General features: G+C 59.4%; 16 protein-coding genes and 1 pseudogene. 10 read left to right on the top strand and 7 right to left on the bottom strand.

Annotation, left to right across the window (positions count from 1 at the left end; translation table 11 throughout):
* Positions 1–230: 230 nt before the first annotated feature.
* Entirely contained in the window at positions 231–656 is a 426-nt protein-coding gene (locus tag IPK32_19380; protein ID MBK8094067.1) for a hypothetical protein, read from the top strand.
* 163 nt (positions 657–819) lie between these two features.
* Here the strand turns inward: IPK32_19380 and IPK32_19375 are convergent, their stop codons facing one another.
* Both IPK32_19375 and IPK32_19370 read right to left on the bottom strand, forming a co-directional pair.
* Positions 820–1,023 (bottom strand): hypothetical protein, encoded by a 204-nt coding sequence (locus IPK32_19375; GenBank protein MBK8094066.1) that lies wholly within the window; start codon positions 1,021–1,023, stop codon positions 820–822.
* Between the two features lie 297 nt (positions 1,024–1,320).
* A complete protein-coding gene (locus tag IPK32_19370; GenBank protein MBK8094065.1) occupies positions 1,321–1,674 on the bottom strand; it encodes a hypothetical protein in 354 nt (117 codons plus the stop codon).
* 338 nt (positions 1,675–2,012) lie between these two features.
* Here IPK32_19370 and IPK32_19365 point away from each other — a divergent pair, with 338 nt between their 5' ends.
* From IPK32_19365 to IPK32_19345, 5 genes are all read left to right on the top strand, one after another.
* A complete protein-coding gene (locus IPK32_19365; protein MBK8094064.1) occupies positions 2,013–2,441 on the top strand; it encodes a hypothetical protein in 429 nt (142 codons plus the stop codon).
* A gap of 165 nt (positions 2,442–2,606) precedes the next feature.
* A complete protein-coding gene (locus IPK32_19360) occupies positions 2,607–2,849 on the top strand; it encodes a hypothetical protein (protein ID MBK8094063.1) in 243 nt (80 codons plus the stop codon).
* A gap of 72 nt (positions 2,850–2,921) precedes the next feature.
* Positions 2,922–3,371, top strand: a complete 450-nt coding sequence (locus IPK32_19355; GenBank protein MBK8094062.1) for a hypothetical protein — start codon at positions 2,922–2,924, stop codon at positions 3,369–3,371.
* A 63-nt stretch (positions 3,372–3,434) separates the two neighbouring features.
* Entirely contained in the window at positions 3,435–3,653 is a 219-nt protein-coding gene (locus IPK32_19350; GenBank protein MBK8094061.1) for a hypothetical protein, read from the top strand.
* Positions 3,653–5,188: a hypothetical protein gene (locus IPK32_19345; GenBank protein ID MBK8094060.1), complete on the top strand. Its 1,536-nt coding sequence runs from the start codon at positions 3,653–3,655 to the stop codon at positions 5,186–5,188. The genes IPK32_19350 and IPK32_19345 overlap by 1 nt, the downstream gene beginning before the upstream one ends.
* On the opposite strand, the gene IPK32_19340 is transcribed toward IPK32_19345, so the two are convergent.
* Positions 5,116–6,534 (bottom strand): DUF1501 domain-containing protein, encoded by a 1,419-nt coding sequence (locus IPK32_19340; protein ID MBK8094059.1) that lies wholly within the window; start codon positions 6,532–6,534, stop codon positions 5,116–5,118. The genes IPK32_19345 and IPK32_19340 overlap by 73 nt on opposite strands.
* Positions 6,535–6,750: 216 nt before the next feature.
* On the opposite strand from IPK32_19340, the gene IPK32_19335 reads away from it, so the two are divergent.
* Positions 6,751–6,999, top strand: a complete 249-nt coding sequence (locus tag IPK32_19335) for a hypothetical protein (protein MBK8094058.1) — start codon at positions 6,751–6,753, stop codon at positions 6,997–6,999.
* Between the two features lie 31 nt (positions 7,000–7,030).
* Here IPK32_19335 and IPK32_19330 read toward each other — a convergent pair whose 3' ends face one another.
* On the bottom strand, positions 7,031–8,182 hold the full coding sequence (locus IPK32_19330) for an LLM class flavin-dependent oxidoreductase (GenBank protein ID MBK8094057.1): 1,152 nt from the start codon (positions 8,180–8,182) through the stop codon (positions 7,031–7,033).
* A gap of 128 nt (positions 8,183–8,310) precedes the next feature.
* On the opposite strand from IPK32_19330, the gene IPK32_19325 reads away from it, so the two are divergent.
* Complete coding sequence (locus IPK32_19325) at positions 8,311–9,438, top strand: ROK family protein (protein ID MBK8094056.1); 1,128 nt, start codon at positions 8,311–8,313, stop codon at positions 9,436–9,438.
* A gap of 107 nt (positions 9,439–9,545) precedes the next feature.
* On the opposite strand, the gene IPK32_19320 is transcribed toward IPK32_19325, so the two are convergent.
* Both IPK32_19320 and IPK32_19315 read right to left on the bottom strand, forming a co-directional pair.
* The gene (locus IPK32_19320; GenBank protein MBK8094055.1) at positions 9,546–11,738 is read right to left on the bottom strand and encodes an SNF2 helicase associated domain-containing protein; all 2,193 of its coding nucleotides are present in this window, start codon (positions 11,736–11,738) and stop codon (positions 9,546–9,548) included.
* Between the two features lie 991 nt (positions 11,739–12,729).
* Positions 12,730–14,240 (bottom strand): annotated as a pseudogene (locus IPK32_19315) (MFS transporter).
* 253 nt (positions 14,241–14,493) lie between these two features.
* Between IPK32_19315 and ruvA the strand changes: the two are divergent.
* A complete protein-coding gene (gene ruvA / locus IPK32_19310) occupies positions 14,494–15,114 on the top strand; it encodes a Holliday junction branch migration protein RuvA (GenBank protein ID MBK8094054.1) in 621 nt (206 codons plus the stop codon).
* Positions 15,115–15,156: 42 nt separating this feature from the next.
* Positions 15,157–16,671: a hypothetical protein gene (locus tag IPK32_19305; protein MBK8094053.1), complete on the top strand. Its 1,515-nt coding sequence runs from the start codon at positions 15,157–15,159 to the stop codon at positions 16,669–16,671.
* A 79-nt stretch (positions 16,672–16,750) separates the two neighbouring features.
* On the opposite strand, the gene mscL is transcribed toward IPK32_19305, so the two are convergent.
* Complete coding sequence (mscL, locus tag IPK32_19300; protein ID MBK8094052.1) at positions 16,751–17,128, bottom strand: large conductance mechanosensitive channel protein MscL; 378 nt, start codon at positions 17,126–17,128, stop codon at positions 16,751–16,753.
* Between the last annotated feature and the right edge of the window lie 134 nt (positions 17,129–17,262).

The following is a 17,262-nucleotide window of genomic DNA, read 5'->3' as shown; positions in this document are numbered from 1 at the left end:
CCTTTGGTCCAGCCTCATACCGGTGATCCTGCGGCGTGGAGCCATGAGTTCAACTCGCCCTACATCGCGCAGGGAAGCTGCGCACATGGGTTGCTGGTGCCATGCGCAGCTTCAATGGCGTGGAGGCAGATGGGTCGGCTATCAATGATGCCGACACCTCCGCCGCGAAAGCCATCTACGTGCGCTACGAGAGCGCGCGATGCCGGCGACCTGGGGCGGGATGAGTCTGTATGGACTTCGGCACGGAGCGCTTTCTCTTTGGGTGCCTTTTTGCGGTGAATCGGAGCAGCGGCGTGCAGGAGTTCGCCATCCATGATCTGGCCAGTGGGCACACCTACTCGGCATCGTGCCCGTCGCGGGCTGGCCAACTCACCGTGGTGGCCAAGTTGGACTTTGTGGCGAACAAACTGCTGCTTTGGGTGAATCCAGATCTCACACTGTCGGAAGGCAGCAACACCATCGCCGCCGAGCGTGCCTACACCGGCACTTTTGAACTGGATCACCGGCCTGCGCCTTGCCTCCAGTGCCGGGGCGATACGCAGTGGACAATCTCGCCGTCACCACGTCTGGCGGTCGCTCAGAGCCTCGGTACTCCACGGCCTTCCCGGATGCCATCACCATGCGCCACACAGAGAGGCGCTGCTCGACGTCCGTAAAGCGACGCCGGTGTGGGGTAGCGTGGTCATCGTCACACCACCGGAGCAGTGCACTGCCAGCGTGGATAGTGCAGGTCGCATTTTTACCAGCACACCACAGGCACTCCAGCCAGTGATTCGCTGACTTACCGACTCGTCGGCACCAATGGAGTGTCTGCGCCGGTCACGGTGACTTAAGCTTCACCTCTGCACTACGCATCGCCAATACGACCAGCACCGTGCCGCTACCACCGACAGGCAGGGTCGTCGAATCGAGACGCCGGGGATGGAATTTCAATGCCCCGAGCTGCATGGCGGCGGTGCCGGGAGTGTGAACAAAGTGCTCGTCGGTCAGCGCAACGGCCAGATCTGGCTCCATCAACGACATCCATAGTGCCACGCCGACGGAATCGCCTTCGCCACGCCGCTACCGGTGTATGACGACGGCAATGAATGGGGCTCAAAGGCATCGCTGCATCCAAGTTCCCCACGAATCCGCCATTCTGACACCGACAATCTGCGCATCGCAGTGGGGTCGATTATGCCCGTGTCTCACGCTTCACGGCGGTGAGTGGGAATCTTGATCTGGGAGACCTCGCCAGTGAGCAGCCCCTTCATCTCATTCCCAATCCCTCCAGCATTCAGCAACATCGACTCCTGTCGATTCGAGGCCGGATGGTTACTTCTACTGGGCGGCGGGTGATGCAGGTGGAACGGTGATGGCAACAACAACGCCCAGCGCATCGACAAGGACTCTGGGGCGGCATTTTCCGCATCGACGTGGATCGAACTCGCCGGGAATCTGGTCGAATGCGCACTCTGGCATCGTGCTCAATTGTGGCAGCCATGGCCTACTTCGAGTGCCAGCGGACAATCCCTTCATCGGAGCCACCGGCTTCAATGGACTGGCTCGACAGGCACACTGCGCACGGAGATCTTCGCCATCGGCATGCGCAATCCATGGCAGTTCAGCTTTGACCCGCAGAATGGCGAGATGTGCGCGGGAGGTCGGATCGATAGCTAGGAAGAGGTCAATCATCACGCCAGGCGGCAACTACGGCTGGAGCTATCTGGAGGCCGCAGCACCAGGGCCGAAGACCAATCCACCGGTGGCTTCACACCCATCGCGCCGCTGTGGAGCTACTTTCATGGTGGTGGGCGCCCTGGAGGGCCGTAGTGTCACCGGTGGAGGGCTGATATACCGTGGCCCAAATATCCTGCGCTAACCGGGAAATACATTTTGGTGACTTCGTCAGCGGACACATCTGGTCGCTGACACGCAATCAAGTAGCAACCGCCGACGGTGGAACGCATCACGGGTGAATCTGGCATCGTCGCGTTCATGCTCGATCCCGATCCGGCCAATGGCGACATTTGATGCTCGACTACGGTGAGGGCAAAGTGCGTCGTCTCGTGTCGCAGACGGTCGATACGACATTCCCTAGCGAAATTGAGCGAAACCGGTCTTTTTGCCGATTTAGTGATTTGAGCTTCAATCCCGGCATCGAGCGCGACATCAATCTGCCGTTTTGGAGTGATTATGCCATCAAGGGCCGCTGGTTCATGCTACCGAACGATACGGACACCTTCGGCTATGTGCAGGATGGAAACTGGTCACTGCCTGCGGGGGCACTGTTCATCAAGCACTTCGACTACGAGCTCACACGCGGCAATCCAGCGAGTAGAATCCGCCTGGAGACACGCTTACTCATGGTCAATGCCACCGGCAGCAGCATGGAGTCAGCTACCGCTGGAATGAAACCGGCACGGATGCCCTCCTCGTGGCCGATGGGGCGAGGATTTTGACATGAACGTGAGCATCGGAGGCACGCCTGAATGTGCACTGGCATCCCAGGCCGCAGTGAGTGCCTAGCATGCCATACCCACAGGTGGCCATGGATTGAGCTTTGAAACTGCGCAGCTCAACCGCACGGCACGCTGGGCGGCCAGACTGGCAACTACCTGGAGCTCTTGGCCAATGCAGGCTATTTCAATGCGCCGACACGGTTCAATACGCTGCCGAAATTCCACACCCCCACAGATACCAGTGCCGCTGGAGACACGGGCGCGGAGTTGGTTGGCGGTGAATTGCTCGTATTGCCATCAAGCGGGCGGCACGGGGATCGGAATTTTGATTTGCGACCCGAACTCAGCCTCCCTGGAACCGCCATGATCGACGCCCATGTCGGCAATGTGTGCAGCCCCCGATCATAAAGCCGTGGTGCGGGCTTTGCCGACAAATCTGTCATCTGGAACCGCCTCAGCGCCAGTGGCGGATACACCCGCATGCCGCCTCTGGGCACTGCTGTCATCGACCCAGACGGCACTCAGGTCGTGATGGACTGGATCAACAGCATCGCGGGCCGCCAAACTTATGAAGAATGGCGTCTAGCCCAGTTCGGTAGCTCCAGCAGTCCTGCGGGTGATCCGAGTGCCGATGCCGACGGAGATGGCATCACGAACTACAACGAATTCCTCGGCCTCACGCAGCCGCTGAATGGTGCGAGCATGCTCCAGGCAGCCATTGGCAGTGGATCGAGCAATTACACCGTGCAATTCCCGAACCTACAAGGCCGCCTGAGCTGGATCGAAACGAGCACAAACCTGCAAACCTGGTCCCTCTGGAATGTGCCGAGCAACAACGGCCAACCTCTACCCACCGGCACGACACGCAGCATCACCGCACCGTCGGGCGAGCCGATGCGCTTCTTCCGCCTGAAGGTGCAGGAGCAATGACGGTGGGACTAAGTGGGGAGACTTTGTTTTGCATCCGTGTTTTCCCCACTTATATGCAGAGTCATGTCTGCTGAATCTCCCGTCACGACCGCCTCCCCACACCTCACGCATGTGATGGAACATGCGCCGGGGCAGTTGCTCGAAACGGTGGCCGAGCGTGAGCAGAAGGAAGGTGTCTTGCAGACGCTGATCGAAGTCCGCTCTGCCCCCAGAGCTGCGCAAGCCCGCGATCGACCTGATGGACTCGCTCAAGCACCAGGCGGGCATTTCTGTGCGTTTTGATGCTTTTTTTTTGCACGGAGGCCTTCTCCAAGCCAGAGCGTGCCGTGCCGGCTAGTGCCTTCATCAGTGAGCTATTCGAGGGCGAGGAGGACCGACTCGCCGAACTCGCACGCGTGCCAGACCTAGTGATCGAGCTGGGCTGTGGAGAGGCGGCGATCTCATGCATCGTGGCATCAAAGTGGGCCACACGGGGCGAGACGCACCGGCTGGCACGCCTGGCAGAGTCGATCCTGGCTGCGCAGGGAAATATGAAAAACAGCGCCGCAACAGAGGTCATGCTGGCGCTATCCGCCACACTGGCTGTCACCCGTCCTGCCCGTGCGGAGCAGCTTTTCAATGCAGCTTTTCCAAATGCGGGTGAAGAGCATGCTGAGGCACTGGCCGATGCGAAAAGGTGGATCGAGGCAGGTCGCATGACGGCCAGCATGCCCCAAGAAGTGCGTGATTTATGGGATACTCGTGCCCGCCGCCCACGCGTGGCCTGGAAGTGGGAATCTGCGGATGAAGTGAAGGCGCTGAATGCGATGGCGGAGTGCCTGGATGCGGATGCACCAGGGGCTGAGGTGTTCCAGCGTGTGGCCCCAGCCGCGTGGTGGAGCCTAGCGCTCCAAAAAGGCCAAGTGGAGGCCGAGCTACGGCGGCGCAAAGAAGCCGTGCCCCCCACTACGGACGCAGCAGCATCTACGACAGCCAGTGCTAGTCCCGCACCGGAGCAATCCCCAGCACCACCGGCAAACTATCTCAACCGGGGCCGCCCAAACTATGAAGATGTCTATGGTGTGCAGCCGCAGGCCAGCAGTATGGCGCGGATTTTCCTGGGCTGGTCTTTCGGAGTGCTGATGATGGCGGGCACCATACTGCTCGCTCCTGATGGCGTGTATCGCCTCGCAAAAGATTTCCGTGGGCTGTTTTTGGGTGGAGGAACGCCGCCGCTCCCCGCGCAGGACGCTGTAGAAAAGCTCACGCCAGAACAAGCACGTAGCTGGAGAGAAAACCAAGCTGCGAGCATGGCTGCGAAGCACACCGACATCGCAGAGCAATTCATCACCGCCAAAAATGGCACCTGGAAGGACACGCAGATGCTGCTCTCCGGCCATAGCGATCAGCTGCCCTATTCGCATGAAAAGTACAGCATCTTCCTCACCTGGCTGCACCTCGATCCGCCCCAGAATGCCGAAATGCGCCAGCAGACAGCCCGCTTACTGCTGGAGCGTGAGGACAGCGCCGTGCTGAATCTATGGGAGAGGCTGGTCTATCCAGGCTCACCCAATGCAGAAGATATCCGCCTAGTGGCCCGTGAAGTCCTCCAGAGTGGCTCGCGCAGCAAATGGGCGGAGAGTGACCTGGAGCGTCTGCGCCTGATTGCTCAAGAAGAGCCGCAGAAAGACCGCCGCACCTGCCGAGCCGGAGAAGGCCGCGCCAGAGCCCGCCCCAGCGGAGCCTGCGAAATAAGTCCGCCCAATCAGGCCATGATACCTTTCACCACCTCACCGGCGATGTCCGTGAGGCGAAAGTCACGGCCTGCGAAGCGGTAGGTCAGCTTTTCGTGATTCATGCCCATGAGATGCAGGATCGTGGCATGCAGGTCATGGATGTGGACTTTATCCTCTGCGGCATAGTAACCGTAGTCATCGGTGGCACCGTAGGCGGTGCCCGCCTTGACCCCGCCACCCGCCATCCACATGGTGAAGCCATGCGGATTATGATCACGGCCATCACTGCCCTGGGCCACAGGCGTGCGACCGAACTCACCGCCCCAGAGCACCAGGGTGTCCTCTAGCAGTCCACGCGCCTTCAGATCACGCAGCAGGCCTGCGATAGGCTTGTCCACCTCGGACGCATTTTCGCTGTGCCCTTTGAGCAAATCACTGTGCTGGTCCCACTGCACAAAACCATCACTATGCGTGACCTGGATGAAGCGCACGCCTGCCTCTGCAAATCGCCGCGCCATGAGGCACTGACGGCCAAAGTTTTCCGTCAGCGGATCATCCATGCCATAGAGCTTCCGGGTGGCCTCACTCTCGCCACGGATGTCCTGGAGCTGTGGCATGGATGTCTGCATGCGATAAGCGGTCTCGAAGGACTCGATCCGCGCCTCCAGGGCCTGATTGGCACCGACAGAGGCTAGGTGATCTCGATTCATTTCCGAGGCAAAATCGAGCTGCATGCGTTGTAGGGCAGGGGAGAGCCGCTTGTTCGTGATGTGCTTCACCACTGCCTGCTCGGCGGTGACGCTGGCATTGCCCAGCGGCGTGCCTTGGCAGCTCGCAGGCAGGAAGGCGCTGCCCCAGTTATTCACGCCACCATGGGCCAGGGTAGGGCAGATGGTGATAAAGGCGGGTAGATCCGTATTCTCCGTACCTAGACCATAGCTGATCCATGCACCCATGCTCGGCCTCACAAAGGTATCGCTGCCCGTGTGCAGCTTCAGCAAGGCTCCACCGTGAGCGGGATTGGTCCCATGCATGCTGCGGATGATGCACAGATCATCCACGCACTGCGCCACATGAGGGAAGAGATCACTCACCGGCAGACCGCTTTGACCGTACTGGCGGAATTTCCACGGCGAGCGTAGCAGATTGCCCGTCTGGGCGAATTTCACCCTCGGTAGCGCAAAGGGCGGCGGCTTCCCATGGTCGCGATCCAGCAGCGGCTTCGGGTCAAAGGTATCGACCTGTGAGGGGCCGCCTTTCATGAGGAGAAAGATGATCCGCTTCGCCCGAGGCGTGAAGTGGGGCCTCTTCGCTGCCATGGGATTGGCCACAGGGACGGCAGAGGCCGCTGCCTCGCCCGCTAGCAAACCCTGGAGCGCAAGCATGCCAAAACCAGCGCAGGACTCGCGCAGCATCTCGCGGCGGTAGAGGCCAAAAGGAGAGTTCATGCCCACTATACGCCAGTGAGGAGCGTGATTGTGCTCCAAAAATGGGCTTCACATAATGTGGCGCAGTCCCTGCGGAACTGGACATCCTTGTTGCACAGCAACAAGGCTACTTTGCCCAAGGTGCTCTGGCCAAGTGCGAGGTGTGGTCATTCCGACTGGCTAGCAGCGGCCACTTTCGCATTGCGCGGCGTTCGTGCCTCGTGTCATCCTGATGGCATGAAAGGTGAATTCATCGTTTTCGGCATCAGCCTCCTGTGGATCCTGTTTTGCATGCGCTTCTGGTTCCTGATCGACCGGGAGAATGTGATCCAGCGCCGTCTCATCGCCATCGGCGCGGGACTCGGTGGGGGGCTCATCTACATGCTCGGCAGCATGGTGCTGCCCGTGCTGCGTGAGGCAGAGCAGCCCACCACCCCAGCGACAGAACTGCATCCGTCGCCCACCATCCGCATCCAGCCCAAATAAAGTAAGTTCACAAAGCAGGAGCTCTCGCCTCCTATTTCCGCTCTGCGGTCGTCAGCGGGGTGACTGGATCTGGCACGCGGCGGCCTTGGAGCTCATTGAGGCGGCAGGTGTGCAGTCGGGGCAGGACATGCTTGGCAAAAAGATCGCACTCATCGAGGTGCGGATAGCCACTGAGCACAAAGGCCCGCATCCCCAGGTCCATATAGCGATTCAGCTTCGCCAGCACTTGATCAGGATCACCGACGATGGCGCTGGCGCAGCCGCTGCGGGCCAGCCCGATGCCGCTCCACAGGTGGGGCTCGATGTAGAGATCCTTGCTCTGGGCACGCAGCTCGTCCTGTCGCAGCACACCAGCACTCTGGCTATCCTGGGAGCGTGCTTTGATCTCAGCGCCCTTCGATGTATCGAGCCTGGAGATGAGGTGATCTGCCGCCGCCCGCGCTTCCTTCTCCGTCTCACGCACGATGACATGGGAGCGGAAGCCAAAGTCGATCTGCCGTCCATGAGCGGCGGCTTTCTCAGACATCACCCGCATGGTCTCGGCGATCCGGTCCTCCGTCTCCGGCCACATCAGGAAGACATCACAGTGCTTGGCACACAATTCCTGTGCCGCTGGGCTGATACCGCCGAAGTACATGAGCGGCCCGCCGTTTTGTTGGTAAGGTTTCGCCGGTTCGGTGTTCGGCAGGCTGATCTGGTAGTATTTGCCCTTCCACTCAAAGGGACCATCCGTCCGCCAAAGCCCCTGCAAAATCTGGATGATCTCGCTGGCACGCTCATAGCGCACTTCATTGCTCTCCTTGAGCCCCGGCATGTCGGAGGAGATGATATTGATGCAGAGCCTGCCTTTGGCGATGTGATCGACCGTGGCCAGAGCCCGAGCTAGCATGGGCGGCCAGACCTCACCCATGCGCAGAGCGACGAGCTGATTGATCTGCTGCGTCTGCGGGGCCATCGCCGCAGCAAAGGCCAGTGCATCCTGGCCCGCGATCCAGCCAGAGGGCAGCAGGATATTCTGATACCCCAGCGCATCCGCCCGGCGCACGATGTCGCCACAGTGCTCATAGTTTGAGCGCAGCGCTCCATCTGGCACGCCCAGGAACTCATAATCGTCCGAGCATAGAGCAGAAAACCAGGCTACTTCACATTGGCGGTCAGTCGTGCGGATAGGGATAGCGGACATGAAAGTGGGGTTGTAGGGACAGCGGTGAAACGTCCACGAAGTGCGAAATTCTCCCTCTGCGGTTGAATTTAGCACATAATCACAAGATACAGCGCACTGCCGCTACTCCACCCACCACCGCCGTCCCTATGCGCACTCTCAAAGTCATCAATCAAGACCTGAACTCACGCATCGTCAGCCTCATCCGTCACGGGCAGGCGACCTCACGCGGCGTGCTCGCCGATGTACTCAATACATCTCCCTCCACCATGGGGCTTTACGTGGATGATCTCATCGCACGCGGATTTTTGGAGGAATCCGGCCTGGAGCAAAAAGGCGTCGGCAGGCCGAAGCGCCTCCTGCGCATCCTCCCGCACTCCGGCTGGTTCGCGGGCATCGAATTCACCGTTGGCCGCCTACGGGCTCTGCGCCTAGATTTCGCGGGGAATCCCGTGGAGGGCCACGTCTGGTCCATCCCCGAGGACATCCATAAAAAACAGCTCCTTCGCAGAATCTGCGAAGCTGTGGACCTGCTACGCCAAGGTGCTGCTGGCCCGCTTCTAGGCGTGGGAGCAGGCTCGCCCGGATTTGTCGATCCAGATAACGGCAGGGTGATCTATTCGCAGTTCTCCATCGACTGGAAGCAGGTGCCGCTCGCAGAGATCCTCACGTCCGAATTCTCCGTCCCAGCCTCCGTGAACAACAACCTCAACGCCATCGCCACCGCCGAGCGCTGGTTCGGTGCTGGTCAGGAAATGGACGATTTCGCCGTCATTCGCGCCCGCAACAGTTTCGGCATGGCTTTGATCAAAGACAGAGCCCTACTCCCAGCCACCCATCATGCGGCTGGTGAGATCGGCATGTGGCCCTGGACATCCCAGGGCGGGGGAGTCGGCCAGCTCCAGCAGGTCCTCTCCGCTAGAGCCGTCTGGCTCCGCCTCACCGGCGAAAAAACAGCTCCAGACGACCTACGCGAAGCCTTCCTCCAGCTAGCCGACTCGTCCGCCACCGCCGGTCCGCTCTGGGAGTCCGTCATCGACGACTTCGCCAAGGCTCTGGGCATGGTCCAGCTCATCGTGGATTCCGGGGCATTTCTGCTACACGGGCCACTCACGAACTTAGGCATCCGTTTCTGCGATGAAATCAACGCCCGAGCCGGCGTCCTGCTACCCGCCTTGGAGCACTCACCGATCAATCTCCGACCGACCTCTCTCGGACCCGACGCCGGAGCACTCGGAGCCGCAGCCTTTGCCATGGAGGCATGGAACATCCAATAAGCCGCACTTAAACAACCCAGAGCCACCAGGGCAGAGCCTCACCAGCTAATTGATATGCATTACTATTATTGGTTAAGGTTATAGAAGGGGGGGGGTTAGGCACTCATTTATCCGAGGAGTTCCTCCATTTCGCTGTCTGACAAACCTGCGCCAGTTCCGAAATCTTCTTCCAGAGTAGCTTCGACTAGGCCACGCTTTTTGGCTTGGAGTGCGAGAATGCGTTCCTCAACGGTGCCACGGACAATGAGCCGATAGGCGTTCACGACGCGTTGCTGGCCGAGTCGATGGGCTCGGTCGATCGCTTGGGACTCGACTGCGGGATTCCACCAAGGATCGGCTAAAATCACATGATCGGCGGCAGTTAAATTGAGTCCATAACCGCCAGCTTTGAGACTGATGAGGAAAACTCGCTTTTCAGCCTGGGTCTGGAATGAAATGACTTGGTCTGCTCGGTCGTTTGATTGACCATCGAGGTAGCAAAAGTCGATTTTACGCAGCAAAAGCTGTTCCCGCATAAAGCGTAGAAATTCTACAAATTGGCTAAAAACAAGCACTTTACCTCCAGATTCAATGACAGAATCGAGGCGATCCAATAAAGCCGACCATTTGCCGGATAAATCGTCATTTTGTAACGCTTTAATAGTTTCTTCTGGCAGCTTGGCGAGGCGCAAATCACAGCAAACCTGACGCAGTCTGAGCAGAACGGTGAACATGGTCATCCGGGAGCCGTTTTGGCCAGAGCGGCGGCGGGCGGCCTTGATCTCCTCGCGGCCCTCTTCCAGGATGCGGCGATAAACCTCTGCCTGGGCCGGGCTTGGGTCACACCAGAGAACCTGTTCGATTTTTTCGGGTAGCTCCCGCAAAACTTGGCGTTTCGTTCGGCGCAAAAACCATGGTTTGAGGAGTCGGCGAAGGCGTTCAGCCGCTTGTTGGCCAGCTGGAGCATTCAAATGACTGGTGACTGGCTGTTCAAACCGTTCCTTGAAGTTTTCCCGGCTTCCAAGGTAGCCTGGTAAGGCGAAACTCATGATGGACCATAAATCCCGGACCCCATTTTCCAAAGGCGTGCCGGTGAGGGCGAATCGGGCCCCTGCCCGCAGCTTTCTCACGGATTTCGAGGCATCCGTATCAGGGTTTTTGATGAAACTGGCCTCATCGAGGAAAATGAGCCTAAAATCGTATGTAGCGTAGCTATCTAAATCACGATGTATAAGAGGATAAGAGGTTAAAATCACGTCATGGGCGGAAATTTTAGCAAAGTGCTTTTCCCGACCGGTTCCGTCGATTTTCAGCACCCGTAACGCAGGTGTGAACCGGGCAAACTCGGCCTCCCAGTTTCCAAGAAGCGATTTGGGGCAAATCACCATCACAGGGCCCCGCTCGGGGCCTGTCGAAAGGATGGTGGCGATGGTTTGGAGGGTTTTGCCCAGACCCATGTCGTCTGCCAGGATACCTCCCCTACCCGCCTGCGTGCGGGCTACCAGCCAGCGAATACCTTCGAGCTGATAATCCCGCAAAATATCGGCCAGCGGTCCGAGCGAGCTGCGGATCTGTTCCATGGCAGGCAAAACCAGAGACACAGCGCTTCCAGACTGGAAATAGTCCGCGTGGGCGGCATGGATGCGCACGCCCTCTGGCGTCATCTGAACAGGCACATCCCGGAGTGATTCCTCCAGCTCCTCGATGCTTTCATTGTTGAGGATATATTTTTGACCGTTGCGGCCATTGATTTGCCGCTGTCCGCTGCGGATGAGGCGGAGGACTTCTGTTCGTGCTAGTCGGAAGCCATCTGGCGCCTCGTAGGCGAACTCCATGCTCAACCAATCATTTCCAGTGCCACCTTGATCATTGGTGTAACGCTTCTCGGGTTTCAGATTTGGAGCGATATGGAACGTGTTTCGCGTAACATGTGCCCAGCGCTCGCCTTTAATGATCGTTACATTTTCTGGGAATTTTGACAGGCCCTGCGAATAAAATGTGAGGATCTCATCGGGCTTTCGCAACTGCCAAAAGCCACCGCTTGATTCAAATTTGTAACGCTCTAGGCGTTTTATTAACTCTCGTTCAGCACTGCTGTCACGAACGTAAAAACAGGCTGTTTTCTGCTTATCTTGAAGGGGAAAGATGGCTTGTGAATGGCCATCCAAGATGCCGGGTGGGTGAATGGGCCACTTGTTGCCCTCATAGTTGCCCCAAAGCCGTGCTTCGAGGGCTTGGAAGCTGCCTTCGAGGTGAATTTCATACTGGCAAGGGACAGGCGCGATGTGGAACCCAGCCAAGACAGAGCCACGGAGCTCCACCTGACAGGCAGTGTCGAGTTTCTCGCGTTCCGCGACAAGCCAGCGGATGGGCCGGGTGACAGGCTTCCCATGATTATCGCTGCCTAAATCCTGCCAAAGTGACTCCAGACCTGAGATGGGCGGTAGGCGAAAGAGGACGGCTGTCCCTGGGCACCACCACCAGCTTCCGGCGATGGGCTGGGCGGCACCGTCGGGGATTTGGAGCGTGATCTGATCCGTGGAGGATGCCTCCACGATGATGGGCAGCCGGAGTGGCTCGGGCTCGATCCGGGCAGACGGGGCGTCTGGGGAGGGTTTCCCCATAAAGACGCGTGGATGCCCTCCTAGGGCGGTGAGGAAGGCTTCCAGGGCCTTTCCGCGCAGGGAGAGCGGCATGGTCTGCGGGCGGGTGATCCCCTGCCCCGCCAGCCAGGTGATGAGCGGGCTGGTCTCGGCCCCGATGGGCTCATGACGAAGGAGGACGCCCAGGGGCTCGCGCAGCTTTTCCGGTAAATAGATGCTGTATTGCCCCGAGATGCTCCTGGGGGGCTCTACAGCCGGGGGAGCAACGGCCGGTGCCGATTTTCCGGGAATGGCGGTGGCTGGGGGGGCGGGATTGGAGCCTTTGGCGGGGCCACGGATGCCGACGAGGGCGACGGCTAGGGAGTGCTCGCAAATGAGGCCACGGCGGGCCGTGGGACAGGTGCAGAGATTATCCACATCACTGGCCGTGCGGATGCGCAGCCCGCAGGCGAACTTGATTTTCCCAGCCCCAGCGCTGCCACGGATGAGGGGGCCCTCCTGCTGCGTGAGGGTGGCGAGCCCGGCATCTGCCAGGCTGCGAGCCGATTTGAGCGCGGCCCAGCCGCCGATCTTTCCGAGCCATGCTTCCGTGATTTCCATGCGGCCCTGCCATTCGCCAAGCTAGCCGCACTTTCAACCGCCAAAAAAAGCGGCGCTCCGGTGAGGGAGCGCCGCGTGGGGGATGCTAAGCCGGATTTACCTATGAGTATTAGGCTTCTCCGATTTTGACGGCTCTGTATCCGCCGATGCTCTTGAAGTAGAGGAACAGAAGCAGGTAAATCGCTGCCATAGTGGCTGGGATGTAGGCGTCTGCTTTCAGGGTGGCGCGGTCACCTTTTTGGTCAGCCGTGACGACGGCAGCCTGCTGAGGAGTCTTTTCCTTAGCTTCCTTGGCGGCGGCGAGCTTCGTGCCATCAAGGCCGAAGGCGGCAGTGCTGTCGAGGTTGAGGAATTTGGAAGGCGTAGCGGCTTTGTATTCAGCATACAGGGCAGCATCGGCCTTTTGGAGCTCTTCACCGGCGAAGCGGTCTTTGCAGTAACCGAGGCCAGGGCCACCGATCAAACCAGCGGAAAGCATGCCGATGCCTCCCATGATGGACATGGCGACAGCACCCGACTGCGGATAGCGATCTCCCACGACGGCGAGCATGGTTGGCCAGAAGAAGGTTTTACCGACGGCATAGATGCCAAGTGCGGCGAGTGCGACGGTGAAGCTCTCCATGCCGCTGGCGAGCACGAGGCCGACAGCCGCGATGATGGAGCAGACCAGCAGGAGGCCGATGGGGGAGAGCTTGAGGGTGTTTTCGATCCAATGGGCGCAGAAGCGCAGGCCGAACATGATCGCGGAGGTCCAGATGAAGAGGTATTTGCCCTGCTCAGAGGTGAAGAGGTTGCCGGTGATGTTCTGAATCCAGCCGTCCGTGCCAAGTTCGACAGCGCCGACAAGGGCGTGGACGACAAACAGGACGAAAAGCACGAAGGAGCCCATGGAGAATTTGGTGATGAGAGCCACAGCGATCAGCAACACGCCACCGATGGAATAACCGATGATTTTGGCATTTTCAGGAGAGAAGGCTTTGGCGATGTCACCGAAGAAGTTAGCGAGCAGGTAGCAGGCAACGAGGGCTCCGAGGATGCCGACGGGCTTGAGCATGCTGACGAAGCTGGCACCTTTTTCGGCAGCTTCGGATTTCGGGAACTTCTGGCCCATGAACATGATCGCGTAGAGCACGGTGGGGATCAGATAGAGGGCGAGCTGGGTTTCCAGCCGATCTGCATTTTGTCATCCAGGATCCAGCCAGCGACGGAACCGAGCACCATACCGGCAGGCCAGGAGGCGTGCAGGATATTGAGGTAATGGGTGCGGTTTTCTGGGTAGAGTGTGGCGACGAGCGGATTGGCCACGGCTTCGAGGGTGCCGTTCGCATATGCGAAGATGAACATGCCCCAGAAGAGGTAATTGTAGGCATTATCAGGCGTGCTTGCACCGAAGGTGACGAAGGCGGAGAGGATGTGGCAGAGGAGGGCCAGCGCGACGAGCTTGCCGTAGCCGATTTTATCGACAATCAGGCCGCCAAAGATGATGCCGAAGCAGAAACCGGAGAAGCCAGCACCGCCGATGGCACCGAGCTGGGCTCCGGTGAAGCCGAATTCCTTGCCCCAGTTGTCAAAGATGCCACCGCGGATGGCAAAGCCGACGCCTGCGGCCAGGATGGCCATGAATCCGGCCCAGAGGAGTCTCGATCGATTGGTTTCGCTGCTCATAGATAATGTTGGGAGTGTGGTTGGGGTAGTAGTGTGTTGGAGTTTCCGATTGCGGAAGTGCGAGGAAGCGTGGGTTTTAGGGGGTGCCTTTCATCGGGACAAGGGAAAAATGCTCCTTCCGTGGAGAAGTTTGGCCCCAGGCTTCATCTATTCCGATCAATAAACCTGTTCTTGCACGCAGGCTTTGCAGTGGCTTCATGCTGGTGATATGATCGCTTTTTTACGAGGAATACTCTCTGAGGCGCTGCCACACCAGGCAGTGGTGGATGTGCATGGCGTGGGCTATGTGGCAAATATTCCACTCGGCACCTTTGACCGCCTGCCGCATCCTGGGGCCGAGGTGCGTCTGCTGACGCATTACCACGTCACAGACCGTGACCACACGCTTTACGGTTTTTTCACGGCGGAGGAGAGGGATCTCTTCCGCCTGCTGATCGACCGGGTTTCTGGCATCGGGCCGAAGATGGCCCTAGCCGTGCTCAGCGGCATGCCAGTGTCCTCTTTTAAGGACGCCGTCATTCAGGGCGATGTCAAAGCCCTAGCGCGGATCAAAGGCGTGGGCGGCAAGACGGCCGAGCGCATCGTGCTGGAACTGAAGGACAAGGTCGGCGTCGTGGATGCCTGGCAGGCGAGCCGCAGCGCGAGGACCGACCATGATCCGCTGCGTGAGGCGCAAAGCGATGCCGTGCTCGCCCTCATCTCCCTCGGTTACAAGCAGGGTGAGGCGCAGAAGGCCGTGAACGAAATCACCCGCCAGCCCGGTTTCGCCGCTGGTGAGGCCAGTAGCGTGGACCGCATCATCCGCGAAGCCCTCCGTGCGATGAATTGATCTACCGCCCCTCCTTTTCCTCCCCTCCCCCCGTCGCCCAACATGCCTGAGGAAGAAATCAGAGTGCCCACCGAGACGCTGGAGCTGCGCACGCAGCTCGATGCGCCTGCACTCTTGGCGGAGACTCGGCGTCTGCTGGCAGATGGCCGGGAGCGAGTGGCCTCTTCGCTAGTCTCCCGGCATGGAGAGACCTCTCTGGCCAGTTATTTGGAAAAGCAATGGCGTGCGGCCCCCAGTGACGCGGCGCTACTCGATCAGCTCTGTCGTGAACTCTGGCGGCAGGGCGAAATCAGCCACCTGGAGAGCGTGCTCGCGCCTCTATCCACGCAGGAGACCGGCCCCGAGGACTCCTACTGCGCCACCATCGCCCTGGGGTGGCGCAGCCTGCTCGCAGCAAAAAGGCAGGACAGCGCCTCCTTGGAGGCAGATCTCTCGGAGCTGGTCCGCCGAGTTGCCCCATTGGGGGACTTCCCCACCTACTTAGAAAGGGAGCTGGCCTCCCTGCGCTGCCTCCGCCCGCTCGATACCGTCTTGGAGGCGGCCGTAGCAGAGGATAGTGTGGGGATGAGCTTCGCCGCGCTGCATGTGCGCCGTGCCTGCCACCGCCGTCAGTGGGAGGTGCGTCAGCATTTTCCCACATGGATCGCCCGTGCCAGTGACCGTGCGGCAGAGCCCGTGGGAGTCTTTCTCGATAGCGTGGGGGATGCACGCGAGGCAGCGGGCAGCGTGCCAGCCATGATCGCGGAATACGGTCCCTGGATGAGCCAGCAAACTGCCGTCTATGGTCAAACCGGCTTCGCCCTGGTGAATAGTGGCCTGTATGCTGAGGCTGCCCGCTGGCTCGATGGCTGCGAGCAGCGCGGAGACTTGCGCGGCTGGGTAGCGCTCAATCTGGTGCTCGCACTGTGGAAACAGGATGACTACGCCAAAGCAGGGCGAGTCAGCTCCGCCGTGATCGACCGTGGTCTGCATGATAGCACCTGGAACCGCCACGTCACCTCCGCCGCCTACGGTCACGCATTGGCGGGCCGGGGGGAGGCGGCTCTTGCCGCACTCGCACGACTGGAGGATGACTCTGCGGGTGCTCGTGCGACGGATTTTGCCTGGGTGCTGGAGCTCGCCCGCAGTATCACCCGCGTGCAGCGCCTGGCACGCCGGGAGTCTAAGCGTGTCTTTCATGAGGAGCGTTCTCGCCTGAGGCTCCTAGCCCCTTCCCTCGTCAGCATGCAGGAGGCACCCGCAGCGCGGCACCGCTACCACCTCGCGCTGGACGCCATGGCACGGCATGGTCGCCTGATCGTGTGGCCATGGCAGCGAGCCATCTCCCAGCCCGACTCGCCCAATCCCCTGCGTGGCGGCTTATGGGTCGGTGGTGTGCTCCTTTTGATCTTAGCGGGCCTACGCAGCTGCATCATCCCACAGCAGGGCAGTCTGGAAATGCCTATTGAAGAATCCGCCGCGCCCGCAGCCCCGTCGGCAAACTCACCGCAATCCACCGGGAACTCCACGCTCCAGGAGATCGATAAAATCATGAACAAGCCCTCCGCTAGGAAGTAGCCAGGGTGTGACGCATGCAGAAAAAACGGCGACCTCCCAGTGGGAAGCCGCCGTCTGTAAATGCAGTTCTGGAAAAGGATTACTTCTTCAGCAAATCGCGGATCTGCGTAAGGAGCACGATGTCTTCAGCAGGAGGAGGTGGAGCAGCGGCTTCTGCCTTCTTCATCATGGCCATGAGCTTGTTCGCAGGCTTCACGATGACAAAGAAGATCACCGCAGCGGTGATGAGGAAGCTGATCACCGCGCCGATGATGATGCCGATGTCGAGTTTCACCGCTTCACTGAGGGCGATCTTCAGATCGGGGGTGCCACCGCCACCGACAAGAGCCAAGAGGGGCTCAACAATGCCTTTGGTAAAAGCTGTGACGATGCCGCCAAAGGCAGCACCGATGATGACACCAGTGGCTAGGTCAACGACGTTGCCTTTGAGAATGAAATTTTTGAATTCGTTCAACATGGAGTGGGAGGATAAGTTTGAGTTTGCTATGTGTTGTAGATGCCGGGAGGCGACTAGTAGAACATCGCAAATGCCACTTTTGAAAGTATTTTCTCCACTGACTCTCAAACAGATGCATCAAGGGCAAATCTGAG

The organism is Verrucomicrobiaceae bacterium, from assembly GCA_016713035.1.
Classification (GTDB): domain Bacteria; phylum Verrucomicrobiota; class Verrucomicrobiia; order Verrucomicrobiales; family Verrucomicrobiaceae; genus Prosthecobacter.
The sequence above is the reverse complement of the archived record's forward strand: the minus strand, read 5'-3'. Positions and strand labels throughout refer to the sequence as shown.